This is a genomic window from Kribbella sp. CA-245084, assembly GCF_050942355.1.
GTDB lineage: Bacteria > Actinomycetota > Actinomycetes > Propionibacteriales > Kribbellaceae > Kribbella.
Genome location: NZ_CP192053.1, coordinates 8,700,573 through 8,719,431 on the forward strand (window position 1 = coordinate 8,700,573; position 18,859 = coordinate 8,719,431).

General features: G+C 68.0%; 17 protein-coding genes and 5 tRNA genes. 15 read left to right on the top strand and 7 right to left on the bottom strand.

Annotated elements, in window-relative coordinates; translation table 11 throughout:
- Window positions 1-4: 4 nt before the first annotated feature.
- Genes ACQPYH_RS41810 through ACQPYH_RS41835 form a run of 6 tightly spaced genes read left to right on the top strand, consistent with a single transcriptional unit; the run spans window position 5 to window position 4,898 of the window.
- Window positions 5-1,426, top strand: coding sequence for an FtsK/SpoIIIE domain-containing protein (locus ACQPYH_RS41810; RefSeq protein WP_432883490.1), 1,422 nt, complete (start codon window positions 5-7; stop codon window positions 1,424-1,426).
- Entirely contained in the window at window positions 1,423-1,806 is a 384-nt protein-coding gene (locus tag ACQPYH_RS41815) for a WhiB family transcriptional regulator (RefSeq protein WP_432883493.1), read from the top strand. Before ACQPYH_RS41810 ends, ACQPYH_RS41815 begins: the two co-directional genes overlap by 4 nt.
- The gene (locus ACQPYH_RS41820; protein WP_393163056.1) at window positions 1,803-2,003 is read left to right on the top strand and encodes a hypothetical protein; all 201 of its coding nucleotides are present in this window, start codon (window positions 1,803-1,805) and stop codon (window positions 2,001-2,003) included. The genes ACQPYH_RS41815 and ACQPYH_RS41820 overlap by 4 nt, the downstream gene beginning before the upstream one ends.
- Window positions 2,000-3,553 carry a replication initiator gene (locus tag ACQPYH_RS41825; protein ID WP_432883496.1) on the top strand — a complete coding sequence of 518 codons (1,554 nt, stop codon included), beginning with the start codon at window positions 2,000-2,002 and terminating at the stop codon, window positions 3,551-3,553. Before ACQPYH_RS41820 ends, ACQPYH_RS41825 begins: the two co-directional genes overlap by 4 nt.
- 17 nt (window positions 3,554-3,570) lie before the next feature.
- Window positions 3,571-3,759, top strand: a complete 189-nt coding sequence (locus ACQPYH_RS41830) for a helix-turn-helix transcriptional regulator (protein WP_432883498.1) — start codon at window positions 3,571-3,573, stop codon at window positions 3,757-3,759.
- Window positions 3,759-4,898: a tyrosine-type recombinase/integrase gene (locus ACQPYH_RS41835; protein WP_432883500.1), complete on the top strand. Its 1,140-nt coding sequence runs from the start codon at window positions 3,759-3,761 to the stop codon at window positions 4,896-4,898. The genes ACQPYH_RS41830 and ACQPYH_RS41835 overlap by 1 nt, the downstream gene beginning before the upstream one ends.
- Window positions 4,899-4,912: 14 nt before the next feature.
- On the opposite strand, the gene ACQPYH_RS41840 is transcribed toward ACQPYH_RS41835, so the two are convergent.
- Window positions 4,913-4,988 (bottom strand) — tRNA-Thr (locus ACQPYH_RS41840).
- Window positions 4,989-5,519: 531 nt separating this feature from the next.
- Between ACQPYH_RS41840 and ACQPYH_RS41845 the strand changes: the two genes are divergently transcribed.
- The 9 genes from ACQPYH_RS41845 to ACQPYH_RS41885 all read left to right on the top strand — a co-directional run bounded on the left by ACQPYH_RS41845 (window position 5,520) and on the right by ACQPYH_RS41885 (window position 11,183).
- Window positions 5,520-5,595 (top strand) — tRNA-Pro (locus ACQPYH_RS41845).
- A 92-nt stretch (window positions 5,596-5,687) separates the two neighbouring features.
- Window positions 5,688-5,761 (top strand) — tRNA-Arg (locus tag ACQPYH_RS41850).
- Window positions 5,762-5,945: 184 nt separating this feature from the next.
- On the top strand, window positions 5,946-6,392 hold the full coding sequence (locus tag ACQPYH_RS41855) for an HNH endonuclease (protein WP_432883503.1): 447 nt from the start codon (window positions 5,946-5,948) through the stop codon (window positions 6,390-6,392).
- A gap of 34 nt (window positions 6,393-6,426) precedes the next feature.
- A tRNA-Gln gene (locus ACQPYH_RS41860) sits at window positions 6,427-6,499 on the top strand.
- A 29-nt stretch (window positions 6,500-6,528) separates the two neighbouring features.
- Window positions 6,529-7,719, top strand: coding sequence for an RtcB family protein (locus tag ACQPYH_RS41865; protein ID WP_432883505.1), 1,191 nt, complete (start codon window positions 6,529-6,531; stop codon window positions 7,717-7,719).
- 41 nt (window positions 7,720-7,760) lie between these two features.
- Window positions 7,761-7,851: transfer RNA gene (locus tag ACQPYH_RS41870), tRNA-Ser, on the top strand.
- A 60-nt stretch (window positions 7,852-7,911) separates the two neighbouring features.
- Window positions 7,912-8,103 carry a hypothetical protein gene (locus ACQPYH_RS41875; RefSeq protein WP_134110201.1) on the top strand — a complete coding sequence of 64 codons (192 nt, stop codon included), beginning with the start codon at window positions 7,912-7,914 and terminating at the stop codon, window positions 8,101-8,103.
- Between the two features lie 123 nt (window positions 8,104-8,226).
- Window positions 8,227-10,140, top strand: coding sequence for a heparinase II/III domain-containing protein (locus ACQPYH_RS41880; RefSeq protein ID WP_432883508.1), 1,914 nt, complete (start codon window positions 8,227-8,229; stop codon window positions 10,138-10,140).
- 47 nt (window positions 10,141-10,187) lie between these two features.
- A complete protein-coding gene (locus ACQPYH_RS41885) occupies window positions 10,188-11,183 on the top strand; it encodes a LacI family DNA-binding transcriptional regulator (RefSeq protein WP_432883511.1) in 996 nt (331 codons plus the stop codon).
- A gap of 8 nt (window positions 11,184-11,191) precedes the next feature.
- On the opposite strand, the gene ACQPYH_RS41890 is transcribed toward ACQPYH_RS41885, so the two are convergent.
- Genes ACQPYH_RS41890 through ACQPYH_RS41915 form a run of 6 tightly spaced genes read right to left on the bottom strand, consistent with a single transcriptional unit; the run spans window position 11,192 to window position 18,839 of the window.
- Window positions 11,192-12,565 carry an FAD-binding oxidoreductase gene (locus ACQPYH_RS41890; protein ID WP_432883513.1) on the bottom strand — a complete coding sequence of 458 codons (1,374 nt, stop codon included), beginning with the start codon at window positions 12,563-12,565 and terminating at the stop codon, window positions 11,192-11,194.
- Entirely contained in the window at window positions 12,562-13,428 is an 867-nt protein-coding gene (locus ACQPYH_RS41895) for a U32 family peptidase (RefSeq protein WP_432883516.1), read from the bottom strand. The genes ACQPYH_RS41890 and ACQPYH_RS41895 overlap by 4 nt, the downstream gene beginning before the upstream one ends.
- Window positions 13,428-14,669, bottom strand: coding sequence for a DUF2088 domain-containing protein (locus ACQPYH_RS41900; RefSeq protein WP_432883518.1), 1,242 nt, complete (start codon window positions 14,667-14,669; stop codon window positions 13,428-13,430). The genes ACQPYH_RS41895 and ACQPYH_RS41900 overlap by 1 nt, the downstream gene beginning before the upstream one ends.
- A 59-nt stretch (window positions 14,670-14,728) precedes the next feature.
- Window positions 14,729-16,528, bottom strand: a complete 1,800-nt coding sequence (locus ACQPYH_RS41905; protein ID WP_432883520.1) for an IlvD/Edd family dehydratase — start codon at window positions 16,526-16,528, stop codon at window positions 14,729-14,731.
- Window positions 16,525-17,976, bottom strand: a complete 1,452-nt coding sequence (locus ACQPYH_RS41910; protein WP_432883522.1) for an aldehyde dehydrogenase (NADP(+)) — start codon at window positions 17,974-17,976, stop codon at window positions 16,525-16,527. Before ACQPYH_RS41910 ends, ACQPYH_RS41905 begins: the two co-directional genes overlap by 4 nt.
- Window positions 17,973-18,839: a fumarylacetoacetate hydrolase family protein gene (locus tag ACQPYH_RS41915; protein WP_432883524.1), complete on the bottom strand. Its 867-nt coding sequence runs from the start codon at window positions 18,837-18,839 to the stop codon at window positions 17,973-17,975. Before ACQPYH_RS41915 ends, ACQPYH_RS41910 begins: the two co-directional genes overlap by 4 nt.
- Window positions 18,840-18,859 lie beyond the last annotated feature (20 nt).

The following is an 18,859-nucleotide window of genomic DNA, read 5'->3' on the forward strand; positions in this document are numbered from 1 at the left end:
ACCCATGGTTACCAAACTGGCTCAAGTACTGGGGCGGCTGGTTAAGACCCTCGCCTACCTGGTGTTCGCGCTGCTGCGCCGTCCGGGCCTCACCGGTCCGCTCATGGTCGCCGCAGTGGTGGCCGTGCAGGTGTCCCGGTGGGGTTGGCTCGTCCGCGTCTTGGTCGTGGTCCTCGTTTTGGCCGGCGCATTGGGGTGGCGGTTCAAGCACCGGTCGTCGTTCAACCGGCTGGTCTGGGTCCCGGTTGTGCAGTGGTATCGCCGCTGGATCCGCTACGGGCTGGCCTGGCGGTTTTGGATGGGACGCTGTGGCCTCGGGATCACCGATGAGACCACCGGCCGGGTGATGCGTCCCCGGATCGTCAAACTGCGCTACACCCCCAGCGTCGACCGGCTCTTGCTCCAACTCCCGGTCGGACTCACAAGCAAGGAACTCGACGACAAGCGCACCCACCTGGCCGAGTCGATGCGCGCCCTCGACGCCCGGACCCGCAAGGACCGTCCGGGCCGGGTCTGGCTGGACCTGGAGATGCGCAACCCCTTGCAAGCAACCATTTCCGCGATCCCGATCGTCGAGTCACTCGATCCGGCAATCCTCGATGGACTGGTCATCGGGTACGCCGACGACGGCATGCCCTGGCGGCTGCGCGTCCGTGGCTCGCACGTCTTCATCGCTGGTGCGACCGGCTCGGGCAAGGGCTCGATCATCTGGTCGACGCTGCGGGCGCTGGCCCCGTTCATCCGTGCCGGGCTGGTCGAGATCTGGGCCGTCGACCCCAAAGGCGGGATGGAGCTGGAGTTCGGCAAGGACCTGTTCACCCGCTACGAACGCGACGACTACGAAGCCATGGTGGCACTCCTCGAAGACGCTGCCAGCGACATGGACGAACGCTGCAGGCGGCTGCGCGGTACGACCCGGAAGTTCAACCCGACCACCGCGACACCGCTCGTGATGGTGGTCGTCGACGAGCTGGCGACCCTGACCGCGCTGCAACCTGACCGGCGTCTCCAGGGCCGCGCTGAGAACGCGCTCGGTCTGCTCCTCACGAAGGGCCGCGCTCCGGGCTTCCACGTCCTAGCCGCAGTTCAAGACGTCACCAAGCGAGTGTGCGAGTGGCGCGACCTGTTCCCGGACAAGATCGCGCTCCGGCTCGGCAAGGCCAACGAGGTCGACATGGTGCTCGGTGACGAGGCCTGGGACAACGGCGCGTTGTGCGACTCGATCCCCCGATCTCTGCCCGGCATCGGCTACGTCCTGACCGAAGGCCACGCGCACGCGACCAGGGTCCGCGCCGCCTACGTCACCGACGACGAGATCCGCGCCATGGCACGCGACTACCGCCCGCGCCGGGTCCTGCACTCCATCGATGCCCCCGGCAACACCACCAACCCGACCGACAACCCCGAGACGGGAGAGGCAGCATGAAGGTCCGCGAGATCCCCGGCCAGCTCGAACTCGTCTTCGAGACCCCGACCCTCACCGTCGACCAGCGAGCCGAGATCGGCGCATACATCGTCGCGGGCTGGCAAGGCATGGGCGAATGCCGCTCGGTGGCTGACGACTCCTGCTTCCCCGAACCCGGCCAGGCCACCGCTGCCGCAGTGGACCGGTGCTCGTTCTGCCCGGTCCGTCGTTCCTGCCTCGCCTCGGCCCTCGCGAACGATGAGGAGTTCGGCGTGTGGGGTGCCACGACCGAGGTTCAGCGCGACGTGATCCGGACCGATATCGCTGCCGGTGTCCCGATCGTCGACGCCCTCGACGGCTCCACCTTGCTCCCGGAACTGCTGTGGAGGCAGGCGTCATGACCGTGCGCCTCCGCGTCTCCGGCGACCCCGAAGAGATCGAGATCATGCTGAAGGTCCTCGCAGTGGTGTTCGACTTCACCGGCTCACACCGGCTCTACCCCAACCACGGTTCCCCGGGCGTCCGCGTCTACCTCACGGCACGGATCCCGTGGGCCGGTGACCGAGACCAGCCACGGCGGGGAGATGGTCCCCGATGATCTCCACCCTCGGCCAAATCGCCCCCGACGTCCTGCATGACCTTGCCGTCCGCAACGGTGTCTGCGTCCGCCCGGTGCTGTCGCGGATGACCGACACCACCACCGGTGAACAGTCCGTGATCCCGATCCCGTGCGGCTCCACCCAGCACCGCCAATGCCCACCGTGCGCCGACCGTGCCAGGAAACTCCGCATGCAGCAATGCCGCGAGGGCTGGCACCGCGACGACGAGATCCCCTCGGTCGACGACGACCAGGCCGACGAGCTCGCGGAAGCCTCGGACAACGACGAGGACCAGGCCGACGACGAAACCGTGCGCCGTGTCCGGTCTACCCGCCGCCGCCAGGACGCTCCCGATCTGCCTCGGGTGCCGATGGACAACCGCACCGTTGGCACCACGTTCACCGGCGCCAACGGCCAGACCTACCGGCCGTCGATGTTCCTCACCCTGACCCTCCCGTCGTACGGCAAGGTCCGGTCCGACGGCACGCCGGCCGATCCCGAGTCCTACGACTACCACCGGGCCGCGATGGACGCTCTGCACTTCCCCAAGATCGTTGACCGGTTCTGGCAGAACCTGCGCCGCTGCGCCGGGTACAAGGTCCAGTACTTCGCCACCGTCGAAGCGCAACGCCGCCTCGCCCCCCACCTGCACGCCGCCGTCCGGGGCGTCATCCCGCGTCAGACCGTCAAGGACGTTGCCGCCGCCACCTACACCCAACTGTGGTGGCCACCGTGCGAGCGCCCGGTGTACGTCGGCGACGAGCTGCCCCGGTGGGACGAGCTAGCCGGCGCTTTTGTCGACCCGGTCAACGGCTCGCCCCTGCCGACCTGGGACGAGGCACTCGACGCGATCGGAGACGACCCGGGCGCCGCTCCCGCGCATGTGGTCAGGCTCGGGACTCAGCTGGATTACCAAGGCATCCTCGGCACCGCTGACGACAAGGTCGGCAGAGCGATCGGCTACCTGACCAAGTACCTCGCCAAGTCCATCGCCGACACCTACGGCGACGACGACGAAATCACTGCTCCACAAGCGATCCACCTCGACCGGCTCCACCGCGAAGTCCGCTGGCTCCCCTGCTCCCCGACCTGCTCCAACTGGCTCCGCTACGGCGTCCAGCCCCAAGGCGCAGAAGCTGGCATGCGGCCCGGCTGGTGCCCCTCCAAGGCCCACGACCGGCATCACCTGGGACTCGGTGGGCGTCGGGTCCTGGTGTCGCGTCAGTGGACCGGCAAGACCCTGTCAGAGCACAAAGCCGACCGCGCCGAAGTCGTCCGTCAAACCCTGGCCGCTGCCGGAGTCGACATGCAAGACACCGACCGCTACGCCGCGACCGAACACCTCGAGGACGGAACACCCCGCTACCTCTGGGAACCCGTCGACCGCAACAACGACAACGACCTACCCACCTGGCACGGCGTACTCACCCGAGGCATCAACGAACGCATCCGCTGGCGAACCGACTACGAGCAAGCCAAACGCGCCGGACCCGCACCCCGCGACTCCAATTCGGCAACCGACCACGACCCCGCCACCCCGGCGGCATGACACGAGGGGATGCAGCCATGAACGAGGCGGTTCTTTGGAACATCGATGAGGTTGCCCAGCACCTCCGGGTACCTGTGCTCACGATCCGTTGGCTTCGTCAGGAAGGTCGGTTCGCTCCGGCGATCAAGGTTGGTCGACGGCTGGTCTGGGACGCGCGAGACATCGCTACCTGGCTCGAATCGCAGCGCGAGTCTGAGGCCGCCTGATGAGCGTCCAGCGCTACACCAAGGGTGGGCAGGTCAGGTATCGCGCACGGATCAAGTCGCACGGCCGAGAGGTGGCTACTCGCGTCTTCGATCGGAAGTCCGATGCCGTGGCGTGGGAGCAAGACCAGACTCGCAAGCTCCGGCTCGGCGAGTGGACGGATCCGAAACGGGGTCGTGTATCTCTTTCGGCAGTTGCGATCGACTGGCTTGAGTCCCGTAGCTCAGCGAAGCGCCGGACGCGGGAAGCCGACGAAGCCGACTGGCGACTCCACATCGCTCCACGTTTCGGCAACGCCCCGCTCGTCTCGATCACCTCGGCTGAGGTTTCGAGCTGGGTCGGTGCGCAAATCACTGCCGGTCGGAGTCCGTCCAGCGTGACCCGCTACCTGGCAACCCTCCGCTCGATCCTCAACTATGCAATCGCTGACGGTCGGATGACGGTGAACGTGGCAGCAGCGGTCAAGCTCCCGAGCGGTGGACAAGCGCGCCGAGACGGCATCCATCTGACCGAGGACCAGCTCCACGACCTGGCCGACGCCTGCCAGGGCACGTACGCCGAGATGGTGCTCGTACTCGGGCTGGGTGGCCTGAGGTGGGGCGAACTAGCCGGACTGCAAGCAGGAGACCGGGTGTACGTGCCGGGACGTGGTCTGCGTCTCCAACGCGCCGTGCTCGCCAGTGGTGGATCCGGCGAGCTGTTCGTTGACACGCTGAAGAACAAGCGCGCCAGGACGGTGCCCCTCGTCGACGACCTGGTCCCGATCGTCGACCGCTGGGCAGGCGACAAGGTGAACGCTGCGTGGCTGTTCCATGCTCCACAAGGTGGGCCGCTGAGCGAAGGCAACTGGAAGCGATCGGTCCGGTGGTCAGCTGCGATCAAGGCCATCGGTATGCCTAAGCTGCGCGTCCACGATCTGCGGCACACGGCGGCCTCCGTCTGGCTGGGCGCGGGGGCAGATCCGAAGGTCGTCCAGCGCATCCTGGGGCACGCCTCTGCCGCCATGACGATGGACCTCTACGGGCACCTGATCGACCAGAACCTGTGGGACGCCGCCAAGAGGATCGGGGGCACCAGAGGGGCACCGAGGGAACTTGGGCCGGGAACGACAGAACCCCCGGGCGAGGAAACTGGGTCCTGACCTGGGGGTTCGTGTGGAGCCGCCTGTCGGAATCGAACCGACGACCTTCTCATTACGAGTGAGACGCTCTGCCGACTGAGCTAAGGCGGCGGGTGCCGAGGCAAGAGTGTAGCGGGAGTCGGGGGGTGATTCCGAATCGGTTGCCGGCGGAGGGGGTGGGGCTGTGGTGCGGATCACCCGGCCGGGAACCTGGGCGGGACGGCGTACGTCGGACCGGTGCGGAATTAACCGGGGGAACAAATGATGCGGGAAATGCGTTGACTTGGTTGAGCGGGATGGGCGAGACTAATTCCCGCAAGGACCGAAACCCTGAGGAGACATCGTGTACGGCGTAAGCACTCTGACAAAGACCTGGCGGCGCGGCCGCATGGTTTTGTCGGCATGCCTGCGACCCGTCGACGAGAACGCGTTCGACTACCACCAGCTCTGCATCGAGCCTAGCCCGCACGCGGGCGGTCCGCCTGGGTGATCTCCGAGTGGGGAGACCTCCAGGAGCCGTCTGAGCCGGGTACCGGCAGCAGGCGGCTCTTTTCTTTTGCCCGCAACCCGGGTCAATTCGACATGTAATTTTCCGGTATTCACGAATACCGGCACGACCAATTGACAATTGCACAGAAATTACCAGCTGTAGGCCAGCGGCGAGGCCACCTCATTTGGGATGAGGGCGACGGAGGTTCGAGTCCTCCCAGCTGGACCAGGCGCCCGCAGGATGCTTGCTACCGGCCGAGCGGGCGCCGCAAGCGTGCCCTGCGACGGAAATCCGCAGTACATCCGGCGCAGGGCACACGAACGCCCGTGGCTCAACTGGAGAGAGCACCGGCCTACGAAGCCGGGGGGTGCAGGTTCGAATCCTGCCGGGCGTGCTGTGTCCGAAGCAGAAGCGGGCGATGCACCGGGACGTGGCCCCGGAGGAAGCGGGTTCGAGCCCCGCCGGACACCCTCAGTACGCCGGCCTCACGCACAGTCGCCGTACGCAACACCACGCAGTACCGAGATCGCCGACCTGGGAACGCCAGGTCGGGCACACTGGATGGGAGGAGGTACCTGATGAGCGGTGTGATCGTCCTGAACGCCTCGTACGAGCAGCTGCACGTCGTGTCGATCCCGCACGCCATCCGGATGCTCGTCCGCGAGGTCGCCGTCGTCGAGGAAGCCCACGACGGCGCCAGCATCGGACCGTTCCCCCTCCCCCGCGTACTGCGTCTCGTCCGCTACGTCGTGATGAAGTGGCGGTACGCGTCGGGACGGCTGCAGTACACGCGCGCCGGCGTGCTCAAGCGCGACAAGTACCTCTGCGCGTACTGCGGTAAGCCCGGCGCGAGCACGATGGATCACGTGATCCCACGATCACGGGGCGGCCGCGGCGAGTGGCTGAACGCCGTCGCCGCGCACTCCGGGTGCAACGAGAAGAAGGGCTCGCGAACACCGGAAGAGGCCGGCATGCCACTGCTGTGGCAGCCGTGGATCCCTTCCCGTGCCGAGTTAGCGCTCTGACGCGACACCCACCCGGTGTCGCGGCGGAACGCGATGCCAGGTGGGCGCCGGCGACCCACCCTCGGTTCTGACCCGAGGCCCCGCAGGTTCGACTCCTGCCCTGGCAGCTGTACGCCATCGAACAAGGAGGGGAATCGTGGAGCTTCCGGTTGAGCTGAGTGGTGCCAAGAGCTCCACACTGATGTGGGCTCAGGAGTACGACGTGGACGCGAAGGCACTGCAGCAGCTGCGAAACATTGCGGCGCTGCCGTGGGTTCACGGGGTTCGCGTGATGCCGGACGTGCACCTCGGCAAGGGCGCGACCGTCGGGTCCGTGATCGCGATGTACCAGGCCGTGTCGCCGGCTGCCGTCGGCGTCGACATCGGGTGCGGCATGGAAGGTGTCCTGACCTCGCTGACAGCTGCGGATCTGCCGGACGACCTGTCCCGCATTCGTTCGCGGATCGAGGCCGCCGTACCGGTTGGGTTCCGCTCGCACGGGGACCCGGTCGGCGTACGTCGGCTCGGGCTGGACCCGCGGCCGTGGGATCGGCTGTGGGGTGGGTTCACGAGCCTGCACGACGGGGTGCAGGACCGCGAGCGCAAGGCCAAGCAGCAGATGGGATCGCTTGGCGGAGGCAACCACTTCATCGAGGTCTGCCTGGACGACGAGGACCGCGTGTGGCTGATGCTGCACTCCGGCAGCCGCAACATCGGCAAGGAGCTCGCGGAGCGACACATGCGGATCGCCCGGGAGCTGCCGCACAACGCGGACCTTCCGGACCGTGACCTGGCGGTGTTCCTGTCCGGTACGCCGGAGATGGACGCGTATCGCCGGGACCTCACGTGGGCCCAGGAGTACGCCGCCCGCAACCGCGCGGTGATGCTCGCACTGGTGATGCAGGCGGTGCGGGAGTCGTTCGCGGTCGAGGTGCGGTTCGAGCAGCCGATCTCGTGCCACCACAACTACGTGGCCGAGGAGCAGTTCGACGGGCTCGATCTGCTCGTCACTCGCAAGGGCGCGATCCGGGCGGGGCTCGGGGACCTCGGGCTGATCCCGGGGTCGATGGGCACCGGTTCGTACGTCGTTCGCGGTCTCGGCTCGCAGCGCTCGTTCTACTCGGCCTCACACGGGGCAGGCCGCCGAATGAGCCGCAACGAGGCGAAGCGCCGCTACACGGTCGACGACCTGGTCGCGCAGACCGCGGGTGTCGAGTCCCGCAAGGACGCCGGGGTGATCGACGAGATCCCCGCCGCCTACAAGGACATCGACTCCGTCATCGCCGCCCAGTCCGACCTGGTCGAGGTAGTGGCCCACCTCAAGCAGGTCATCTGCGTCAAGGGCTGAACAGGTTCCTGCCGTCCTCAGGGGGACGGCAGGACACCTCAGGTGAGATCCGCCTGTGGGTAAGGGCAGCGGTTTGCTAAACCGTCCGTCGGCTGGCATGTCGGCTCGTGAGTTCGAATCTCACTCTCACCGCTGGGCGGCCGGGAAGGACCGGCCGCCCTGCCAACAACAAGAAGGAGAGGAGGACCGGCTATGGCCGACCTCAGGAAGAAAAGAGTGCCCGGCGGTAGGACCGGTGCTCCGGTGAAGCAGGGTCATGCGTTGCGGCGGGTGCAGCTCGCCTGCGGGCACGTGCAGCGGGATCGGATCGCCCACGCGGGTGATCACGTGTGGTGCGAGGCCGACTGCTCCGACTGGATCCGCGTTATCTCCGTCGAGGAGTAGTCACTCAGCTACTGAAAATGATGAGAAGTCATCGCAACTTTCTCCACCCACTCACCATCGTGGCGGTTGTACAGGTCTGTCACCGCCGGCCGGGGGGCCGCGGGCGAGTGGGTGGGGAAATGCATGACGAGATGGTTACTGGTGCTCGGGCTCGTGGCCGCGGGCCTCGCGGGCACCACCGGTGTCGCGACGGCTCAGACCGGGCCGGGGATCGCGATCGCCGCGGATCTGCCGGAGCCTGAGGCAGCGCAGTTCGTGCCAGGGGCAACAAACGTGGTCCCGGCGACCGCAGTGGCTGCGAAGAGTGCCCAAGCGATCACCACAGCAACAGGTGGCACCTACACCTGCCCGGGTTTCAGCACGGTCGACGACGCGACGCCGCTCTCGTCCGTGATGCAGGACACCTACACGTGGGGCGGGTTCAAGCCGTACAAGGTTGGTGACGGCAAGGGAAACATCAACTGGAAGCTGAACCCGTACAGCAATCCCAGCTGGTACATGTGGTTCCACTCACTTCGTTGGCTCGGCCAAGGGATCACCGCCGCCGGCCTGGGCGACACCGCCGCGATCGACCACGTGACGACGATCGTCCACGACTGGGTCCGCGACAATCCGTACTCCTGGAAGGGTGACGTCGGCGCCTGGGAGTCGACGATGCACCGCACCAACGTGATCATTTGCACCCGGCAAGCAGTCCTCGCCGGGTTGAACGTCACCACGCTGCCGACGCAGTACGCATGGCTCGACGCGGCGCTGCTGGACCACGCGACGTTCCTGGTCAACAACTGGAGCGGTGCCTGGAACCACGGCACCGACGAGAGCATCGCGCTGTTCGGCGTCGGCTGCACCCTCGACCGCACCGACTACATGACGCTCGCGCAGCAGCGCCTGAACGCCGGCATCACGACCTCGATCGATGCCGAGGGTTCGACCAACGAACAGTCGACGGCGTACGCGCAGTTCAACTACTCCCTCTGGGGCCGTGCCGTCGACGTACTGCGCGCATGCGGCGCCGACCCCGGTACGACGATCTCCGCGCGCCGCACGCTCCTGGCCAACTGGCTCGCGCTGGCAACGAACTCGCTCGGCAACCTGCACCAGATCGGCGACTCCGAGGTCGTCCGTACGGCGCCCGTCGCCGGCACACCGCTCGAGTACGCCGGCACGCAAGGCGCGACCGGGGTCGCACCGACGGACCGTGTCGGCATGTTCTCCGCGGGCTACGTCTTCGGCCGCTCCGGATGGGGCAGCTTCGCGGGCCAGTCGTCGTACAGCATCAGGTATGGGCCGACACGGCAACTACACGGTCACAGTGACCACACGTCGCTCACTTACACCGCCCGCGGGCGGGACATCCTGATCGACGGCGGGCACGCCGGGTACCAGAACGACGTTTGGCGGGCCTGGGCGAAGAGCCCGTTCGCCAGCAGCGCCATGACGACGCCGCTCTCCGCCGACACGCTGCCCGCGACCAAGCTGACCCGGTCCCAGGTGAAGCCGGGCGCTGACTTCTTCGAGTTCTCGGACGTACCTGGGCCCGGCATCAGCCGCGTCCGCGCCGTACTCGTGCTGAACAACCCGGACCTGGTCGTCACGCTCGACCGCGCGTCGTCGAAGACCGCCCAGCAGTTCCAGACGCTGTGGCACCTGCCCGCGGACCAGAAGGCGACCGTGTACTCACGGACCACCGCCCTGGCGTCGAAGACGGGTGAGGACACCCGGACGATCCTGTTCCAGGTGCCGTACCGGCAGGCACTGCCACCCGGCGCGATCCTCCTCAAGCAGGCTCAGACCAAGCCGATCCAGGGCTGGACCTACCCGAACATCAACACCCGGCTGTCCGCGCCGACGCTGATGTTCGCACGCTCCGGCACTACGGCGTCGATCCTGTCGTTCATCGCACCGGTCAAGGCCACCGGCGCCGTCACGTACGCCACCCGCTGGTCCGGTACGACGTACATCGTCGACCTCAGCGTGGCCGGCGTACGCACGTCGATCGGAATCACTGCAGGCGGCTCCTTGGTCCGCCTGACCTGACAGGATCGCCCGTAGGATGCGCGGGACGGATCGAGACGGGTGGTGACATGTCGGGACGCGAACAGCCGATCAGGGCGGGGCGGGCCACCATCTACGATGTGGCCGGCCTCGCCGGTGTGTCCCGGCAGACCGTGTCCCGGGCGATCAACGACAAGGGCGAGATCGACCCGGAAACCAAGGAGCGGGTGTTGCAGGCGGCCCGCTCCTTGGGCTACCGGCCGAGCCGGTTCGCCCGCGGCATGCGCGGGCGCGACACAGTCACCGTCGGCCTGGTCGTCTCAGACCTGACCAACCCGTACTTCCCCGAGGTTGCCGCCGGCGTGCTCGAGGTCGCCAAGGATCGCGGCTGGCAGGTCGTCGTCGCCGAGTCGCGAGGCACCGAGGACGAACTCGAAGCGCTGGACACGCTGTCGCAGCAGGTCGACGCGGTCGTCGGGTACTGCGACGCCAGCGACGACGTCCTGGCCGAGCATGTCCGAGGTCTTCCGCTGGTGATCCTCGAACGCGCTCCCGATCAGACCCGGTTCGGTGCCGTCGGCATCGATGTCACCGACGGGATGCGGCAGGCAGTCGCCCACTTGGTTGCCAAAGGCCACGTGCGGATCGGGATGCTGGACGGCTCGCCCGAGCAGGAACCGAGCGTCCGGCGCTTGGCATTCCTGGACCAGACCCGGGAGGCGGGCCGGACGATCACTGGCGCTCCCCACAGCGTCGCAGGCGGCGAGGTCGCAATGACCGAACTGCTGGACGCACATCCGGACGTCACCGCGGTGATCGGCTTCAACGACCTGATCGCGGTGGGCGCTGTCCGGACCGCGATTGCTCGCGGACTCCGGGTTCCCGAGGACATCGCAGTCATCGGGTTCGACGGCCTGGCCCTCGGCGACCTGATCACCCCGCCGCTAACCTCGCTGGTGATCGACAAGCGGCAGGTCGGCCGGCTGGCGGTCGAGCAGGTCGTGCGGATGCTGGCCGGCCAGGAGCCGCTGACCGGCGACGGCGCCTGGGTGCATCCCGAACTCGTCGTCCGCTCCTCAGCCTGAGGCGCTGTTCAGAAGGCTTGGAGGACCTTCCCAGGGTTGAGGAGGTTGTCGGGGTCGAAGGCTTGCTTGATGCGGCGGTGGAGCTCAAGGCCGACCGGGCCCAGCTCGGTCTCCAGCCACTGCGCCTTGAGGGTGCCGATGCCATGCTCGCCGGTGATCGTTCCGCCGAGACGTAGGCCCAACTCCATCACGGCGCCGAACGCTTCCAGGGCTCGCTCCTCGGCCGCCGGGTCGTTGCGGTCGAAGACCACGGTCGGGTGCATATTGCCGTCGCCTACGTGCCCTGGGCAACAGATCAGCACCTGGTACTTGTCGCCGATCTCGGCGATCCCGCGCAGCAACGCGACCAGCTGCGAACGCGGTACGGACACGTCGTCGATCAGCGTCGTCCCGAGCGGTTCCAGCGCGGAGTTCACCAGGCGGCGCGCCTCGAGCAGCATCCGTGACTCTTCGACGTCCGAGGCCTCGGCGACCTCGATCGCGCCGTGTTCTGCGCAGATCGCCGCGATGCGGGCCACGTCCTCGGCCGCTCGGGGCCCGCGGTCGGACTGCGCGAGCAACATCGAGCCGACATCGCCCGGAAGACCCATGTCGCGGTAGTCCTGGATCGCGCGCAGAGTCGGTTGGTCGAGGAACTCCAGCAACGACGGCCGCAGCCCGGACGCCATCACCGCCGCCGCGGCTGCGATCCCGTCCTCGATCGAGCGGAAGGTCGCCGCCGCGGTCAGCGCCGCCTCAGGCGCCGGACGCAACGCAAGCGTCGCCTCGGTGACCACACCCAGCGTGCCTTCGGATCCCACGATCAGCCGCGTCAGGTCGTATCCGGCAACGCCCTTCGCCGCACGCCGCCCGGTACGGACGATCTCGCCCGACGCCAGCACCACCTCGACGGCGCGCACGAAGTCCGACGTCACGCCGTACTTCACACAACACAACCCGCCCGCGTTCGTCGCGATGTTGCCGCCGATCGTCGACATCTCCCACGACGACGGGTCCGGCGGATAGAAGAGGTTCTTCTCCAGCACGGCCCGCGAGAGGTCGGCGTTCACGACACCCGGTTGGACGACGGCGACCTGGTCCCCTACCGAGACCTCGAGGATGCGGTTCATCCGCGCAGTCGACAGCAACAAGCAGCCATCGATCGCGTTCGCCGCGCCGGACAACCCGGTCCGCGCGCCTTGTGTGACAACCGGTACGCCGAAGCTGCCCGCGGCTCGCAGTACCTCGGCGACCTCGCTGGTCGACGCCGGCCGCACCAGCACGCGCGGCACCCCGGCTGGTGAGAACGTCGCGTGGTCGTGCCGATGGCTGTCAAGCACATCGGGATCATCGACCACCGCCGCGTCGCCCAACGCGGATCGAAGCCGGGCTACGAGAGTCATGCCTCATCCTGTTCGGCGAGCAGCCGCAGGATCAACTCCGCCCGCCGGACACGCTCCCGTCCGAGGGCTTCCGCCGTACCGGCCAGGTGTGCGCCGACCGGGTAGATGTTCGGCGCGTTGCGCAGGCCCATCTTCAAGTAGACCGGCGCCGCGACGCGGACGATCTCCGGTACGTCGTAGAAGCGGACGTGGCCGCCTTGGTCGTCGGGGACCTCGATGTACATGTCGATCGGAACCGTCGTCACCGAGCGGATCTCCGCGAGCACCGGCACGGGTAGGTCGGTCGACACGTTCAGGCTGGTCGCACCGAGACGCTCGTACAGCTGGGCGGTCGGTGCGTTCGGCAACGGCATCAGCACTGAGGTCTTCAGCACCAGATCCGCGGGCAGCTCGCCCTCGACCTTCAACCGGCCCATGATCTCCAGTACGCCGATGTCTCCGACCAACAGACTCCGTACGCCGAGCTCCACCGCACGGAATGCGTCGCACAGCGATGCCGCGACCTGCTCGTTGCCCCGCGCAACACCACCGACCGCGGCCGAAACCTTCGCCTGACCGCCGATGTCCCACGAACCGCGGGGACCGAGGAACAGGCAGACCTCGACACCGGAGGAAGCGCCGAGCGAGAGCATCTCCTCGATCTCGCCGTCGGTCAGCATCATCACGCCGCTGCCCTGCGACACCCGATCGATCGTGATCCCGCGCGACTTTGCCTCCTCCAGCACCGCGGTCATCACCCGCGGGCCTTCACAGGAAGGGATCTCGACCTTGTACGGCGACCCGTCCGGGAACGTCCGGGTCGAGGTGTCCCCCGGCGCGAAACCGCGATCGGCGAGCAGGGCACGTGCTTCGCGAAGGTTCATCACTCGCTCCAAGGTCCGAGGCTCCCGCCCGACGTCAGGTCGCGCGCCGTACCGGTGATCTCCAGGTCGAAACGCTCAGCCGCCTCGTCGAGCAGAGCCGGCGTCACCATCAGCTCGTGCGGGGACAGCGTGTCCTTGATCCGGGCCAGCCGCAGCTCGGACCAGTGCCGTCGCCCGCACATCGTCACAGCCGCGAGTACGGCGGCCTCGTCGTCCTCCATCACCATCGGCAACCGGGAACGCCGCGCACCGCCGGCACCGGAGGTCAACGCGTTCACGTAGCTCGCCCGCAGATCGATCTGCTCGAGCAACCGGGCCGGGATAACGTCGGCGAGCCCGAGTCCGGATGCGTTCCCGTGCGATGCGGGCGTCAACGAGTGCACGCTGATCGCCGCGATCGATGGCGACTCGAACTCCGGGATTCCGTGCACCCAGCAACGACCGATCACGTTGGTGTCCATGCCGGCGCCGGACTTGTCCTTGCCCAGTTCATCGATCACCAGAACGTCGAGCTCGTCGAACGGCAACCGGCCGAGCATGCTGGAAGCCCTTTGCAGCAAGGCATTCTCGGCCGATCCGGCGATCCCGTCGGCCTCGACGAGTTCGACAGAGGCCGTCTGATCGAGCGAATTCTCCAGGATCGCGAGACCGCCGAGGATCTTGCCCTGCGCAACAACCATCCGGGCCGCGGCCTCGATGTTGCCGCCGAGGGACGGGATGCCGCCGGCGTGCAGCGAGGCGGCGCCGCGATGGTTGCCAAGACCGATCGCGAGAACCTTCGCGATCCCGCTCTCGATCTGTCCGTGGAAGTCCGTGTGCGGTTTGACCCGGTTGACCAGGAGTACACCGTCGGCCTTGGCGGCGATCGCGTCGTGGTGGATCTCGGTGCCGTCGTCGAGCGTGCCGACGACCACGGTCTCCATCGTCGCCTCGATCGGGCAGCCGACGGACTCGGGCGTGATGCCGAGCCCTTCGAGCATCTCGCGCTGCCCGTCCGCGGTCGCGCCGCCGTGCGAGCCCATCGCCGGGATGACGAATGGTGCGGCGCCGGCGTCCTTCAGCCAGTCGACGGCGGCCTTCACCACCGGCACGAGATCGCGGATCCCCCGGCTGCCCGCAGTGACCGCGATCCGCGCGTCGGGCCGGATCCGTTCGCGGAGCGGCTCGAGCGCAGCGCGCGCTTCGGCGTACGGATCGGCCGAGGTCGGCACCTCCGACAGGATCCGCCTGATCGGCGTCACCTGCGGGAGGGTGCCGGACGGCCGAAGTCCTCGAACCGCCTCGAAGGGTCCCCAGCTCATCAGTGACTCTGCCGTCCGACGGCTGAACCTGTGCGGCCGACCAGGAAGTCCAGGTCGCAGCCCTGGTTCGCCTGCGTGACATGGTCGACGTACAACCGGGCCCAGCCGCGATCGGTCGGCGGCGTGGGCGGTTGCCAGTCGGCTCGCCGCTTCTCCAGCTCTTCGTCCGACACGTCCAGATGCAACCGTCGCGCCGGTACGTCGAGCTCGATCCAGTCACCGGTCCGCACCAGCGCCAGCGGCCCACCGACAGCCGCCTCCGGCGTGACGTGCAGTACGACGGTCCCGTACGCCGTACCGCTCATCCGGGCGTCCGAGATCCGCACCATGTCGTCGACACCGATCTCGGCGAGCTTCCGCGGGATCGTCATGTTGCCGACCTCGGGCATCCCCGGATACCCGCGCGGGCCAGCGTTCTGAAGCACCAGCACGGTGTCCTCGTCGACGTCCAGGTCCGGGTCTTCGACCGCCTTGTCGTAGTCCTCGATGCTGCTGAACACCAGCGCCTTGCCGCGGTGCCTCGACAGCCGCTCGGACGCGGCCGACTGCTTGATGACCGCACCGTCCGGCGCGAGATTCCCCTTCAGTACGGCGGTTCCCGCGCCGCTCCCGAGTGGATCGCCGACTGGCCGGATGACGGCGTACGTCGGATCGCCCGGAGCACCACCGGGGTACGTCGCCTCGATCCGTTCGGCGTTAGCGACGTTCTCGCCGAGGGTCTTGCCGGTGACCGTGATCGCGTCGGTCTTGAGCAGCGGCAGGATCTCCTTCAGCACCGCGGGCAAGCCGCCGGCGTAGTAGAAGTCCTCCATCAGGTACTTGCCCGACGGCTGCAGGTCGACCAGCCACGGGACGCCGCGCGCCCACTGGTCGATGTCGTCCAGCGTCACGTCGACGCCGACCCGGCCGGCGATCGCGAGCAGGTGGATGACGAAGTTCGTCGAGCCGCCGATCGCCGCATTCGACCGGACGGCGTTCGCGAAGGCATCCCGGGTCAGGATGTCGCTGATCTTGAGGTCTTCCTTCACCATCTCGACGATCCGCTGCCCGGACTTCTGGGCGACCACGTACCGGCGGGAGTCGACGGCGGGAATGGCCGCGCCGCCGGTGAGCTGCAGACCGAGCGCCTCGGCCATGCACGCCATCGTCGACGCCGTGCCCATCGTCATGCAGTGGCCGTTGCTGCGCGACTGGCCGCCCTCGGCGGCGGCGAAGTCCTCGGCCGACATCCGGCCGGCGTTGAGGTCCTGCGTGAACCGCCAGACCGCCGTACCGGAGCCGATGTCGCAGCCGCGGAATTTGCCGTTCAACATCGGACCGCCGGTGACGACGATCGTCGGCAGGTCGACGCTCGCGGCGCCCATGATCGAGCCGGGCGTCGTCTTGTCGCAGCCGGTCAGCAGGACCACACCGTCGAGGGGATTGCCGCGCAGCGACTCCTCGACGTCCATGCTGAGCAGGTTGCGGAACAACATCGCGGTCGGCCGCAGCAGCGTCTCGCCTAGCGACATGACCGGGAACTCCAGCGGGAATCCGCCGGCCTGCCAGACGCCGCGCTTGACCGACTCGGCGAGCCGGCGCAGGTGCGCGTTGCACGGTGTGAGTTCGGACCAGGTGTTGCAGATCCCGATCACCGGGCGGCCGTCGAAGGCCTCCTCGGAGAAGCCCTGCGACTTCATCCACGACCGGTGGATGAACCCGTTGCGGCCCTTCTCGCCGAACCAGTGGTCGTAGCTCCGCAGCCCGATCGGCTCGTCCGGTTCGTCGACGGCGCGCTCGTTGGTCGGTTCGTCAGTCATCGCGACACCTCACCTGTGGTCACGGTTCCGTTCACCCGGCGGCTGATGCCGGCCGGGTTCGAGTCCTTGAGTACGTCGGGGAGCACCGCGTCGGGCGCGTCCTGGTACGCCACCGGGCGCTGGAACCGGCGGGCCGCCGTCACGCCGACGCTCGTGTGGATCGAGCCGACCGTGGACGGGAAGGGGCCGCCGTGGTGCTGCGCCCAGCTCACCGCGACGCCGGTCGGCCAGCCGTTCCACAACACGCGACCCGCTCGGGCGGTCAGCAGTGGGAGAAGTTCACGGGCGAGGTCGGCGTCTTCGTCCTCGGCGTGCAGCGTCGCGGTCAGATTGCCTTCGAACGCTTCGACGGCCGCCTTCAGCTCGTCGACGCCGTCGTACTCGACGACGATCGAGACCGGGCCGAAGCACTCCTCGAGGATCTCGTCGCGGCGGGCGAGTAGCTCGGTGACCGTTGTCTGCAGAAGCGTTGCGGCGCCGGTGGACCAGACCCGGAGGCCGTCGACCTTTTCGAGGCGGTCGAGGCCGGAGCTGAAGCCGTCCTTGATCCGGTCGTTGAGCATCGGGGCTTCGGCGACTCCGCCGACGGCCTCGACGAGCTGCTCTTGCAGGCCGTGGCCGGTCGGCAGGAACAGCAGTCCGGGCTTGGTGCAGAACTGCCCGACGCCGAGCGTGAACGAACCGACGTACCCGCCGGCAATGTCCTTGCCACGGGCATCGATCGCCGCCTGCGTGACGAAGACCGGGTTCAGGCTGCCGAGCTCGCCGTAGAACGGGATCGGCTCCGGGCGGGTGACGGCGATCTCGTGCAGCGCCTTGCCGGCCGGGACCGAGCCGGTGAAGCCGGCCGCGGTGATGCGCGGATCCTTCAGCGCGGTGACGCCGACGTCGAAGCCGGCGATCAGGCCGAACGTTCCGTCCGGTGCTCCGGCGGTCTTCAGCGCCGCGATCATCACCTCGGCGGTCCGCGCGGACAGCTCCGGGTGTCCAGGGTGTGCCTTGACGATCACCGGGCACCCGGCCGCCAGCGCGGAGGCGGTATCGCCGCCACAGACGCTGAACGCGAACGGGAAGTTGCTGGCGGCAAACACCAGGACCGGCCCGAGCGGGACGAGTACGCGCCGAAGATCCGGCCGCGGCACCGGCTTAGCCTGCGCATCGGCGGTGTCGATGACGACTTCGAGCAGCGAGCCTTCTTCGAGCACGTCCGCGAACATCCGCAGCTGTCCGGTGCTCCGGGCAACCTCGCCGGTCAACCGGGCCTGAGGCAACGAGCTCTCGCGCATCGCGATCGGCACCAACTCGCCGGACGCCGCATCCAACGCATCCGCGACGGCGCGGATCCACCCGGCCCGGACGGCCGGCTCGGACGAACCGAACGCGGGCGCAGCAGCCGTCGCGGCGGCCAGCGCCTGCTCGAGCTCGGCGGGCGTGGTGTCCTGCGTCATCGGATTCCCTCCAGGTTGTCGGTTGCCAGGAACGCGAACGGTTCCCGGCCTACGGCCACGGTATTCGTGAGGGTGCCGACCTCGTCGATCGTGATCGTGATGACGTCCCCTTCGGCGAGGGCGAAGTCCAGCTCGGGGACGATCCCGGTGCCGGTCGCGAGGATCACGCCGTCGGGGAAGTCGTTCGGCAGGAACAGTACGTCGATCAGGTCCTGCAGCTCCCGCACCAGCTTCGCCGTCGACGTGGTGTCCGAGAACACCTCCGCGCCGTCCCGCTCGATCACCAGCCGGATGCCGAGGTTCTTCGGATCGGAGACCTCCCACGCCGGGCGGATCCCGGACGCCAGCGCACAACCGCCCGCGAACAGCTTCGCCTGCGGTACGTACAGCGGATTGACGCCCTCGATCGAGCGCGAGCTCATGTCGTTGCAGACCGTGAACCCGACGATCTGACCGTGGCTGTTGGCAACTACCGCGAGCTCCGGCTCCGGTACGTCGTGACCGGAGTCGGACCGGATACCGACCGGCTCGCCGTCCACGACGACCCGCCAGGCCGGCGCCTTCTGGAACAGCTCAGGCCGGTCGGCGCTGTAGACCTTGTCGTACACCGACTGCTCGGTGCTCTCCTCCATCCGGGCGCCGCGCGACCGCTCGTACGTCACGCCCGCGCACCACACCTCACCACGCCCGTCGAGCGGCGGCAGGAACTTCAGCCCTTCCGCCGGCTCGCCCTCCCCGAGCTTGCCGACCGCGCCCTGCAGGTCCTCGAGCGAGAGTTGCAACAGCTCGGCAAAGGTGTTGATGCCGGGGAGCGACGCCACCGTGTCGCCGGTGCGCACACCGGGGATCGGACGACCGTCCACCGGGGACAGATAACGGACGA

Bases quoted from the DNA above. Each gene is read 5' to 3' on its own strand.
- ACQPYH_RS41810 (WP_432883490.1), top strand. From the start codon at position 5: ATGGTTACCAAACTGGCTCAAGTACTGGGGCGGCTGGTTAAGACCCTC.
- ACQPYH_RS41815 (WP_432883493.1), top strand. From the start codon at position 1,423: ATGAAGGTCCGCGAGATCCCCGGCCAGCTCGAACTCGTCTTCGAGACC.
- ACQPYH_RS41820 (WP_393163056.1), top strand. From the start codon at position 1,803: ATGACCGTGCGCCTCCGCGTCTCCGGCGACCCCGAAGAGATCGAGATC.
- ACQPYH_RS41825 (WP_432883496.1), top strand. From the start codon at position 2,000: ATGATCTCCACCCTCGGCCAAATCGCCCCCGACGTCCTGCATGACCTT.
- ACQPYH_RS41830 (WP_432883498.1), top strand. From the start codon at position 3,571: ATGAACGAGGCGGTTCTTTGGAACATCGATGAGGTTGCCCAGCACCTC.
- ACQPYH_RS41835 (WP_432883500.1), top strand. From the start codon at position 3,759: ATGAGCGTCCAGCGCTACACCAAGGGTGGGCAGGTCAGGTATCGCGCA.
- ACQPYH_RS41855 (WP_432883503.1), top strand. From the start codon at position 5,946: ATGAGCGGTGTGATCGTCCTGAACGCCTCGTACGAGCAGCTGCACGTC.
- ACQPYH_RS41875 (WP_134110201.1), top strand. From the start codon at position 7,912: ATGGCCGACCTCAGGAAGAAAAGAGTGCCCGGCGGTAGGACCGGTGCT.
- ACQPYH_RS41880 (WP_432883508.1), top strand. From the start codon at position 8,227: ATGACGAGATGGTTACTGGTGCTCGGGCTCGTGGCCGCGGGCCTCGCG.
- ACQPYH_RS41885 (WP_432883511.1), top strand. From the start codon at position 10,188: ATGTCGGGACGCGAACAGCCGATCAGGGCGGGGCGGGCCACCATCTAC.
- ACQPYH_RS41890 (WP_432883513.1), bottom strand. From the start codon at position 12,565: ATGACTCTCGTAGCCCGGCTTCGATCCGCGTTGGGCGACGCGGCGGTG.
- ACQPYH_RS41895 (WP_432883516.1), bottom strand. From the start codon at position 13,428: ATGAACCTTCGCGAAGCACGTGCCCTGCTCGCCGATCGCGGTTTCGCG.
- ACQPYH_RS41905 (WP_432883520.1), bottom strand. From the start codon at position 16,528: ATGACTGACGAACCGACCAACGAGCGCGCCGTCGACGAACCGGACGAG.
- ACQPYH_RS41910 (WP_432883522.1), bottom strand. From the start codon at position 17,976: ATGACGCAGGACACCACGCCCGCCGAGCTCGAGCAGGCGCTGGCCGCC.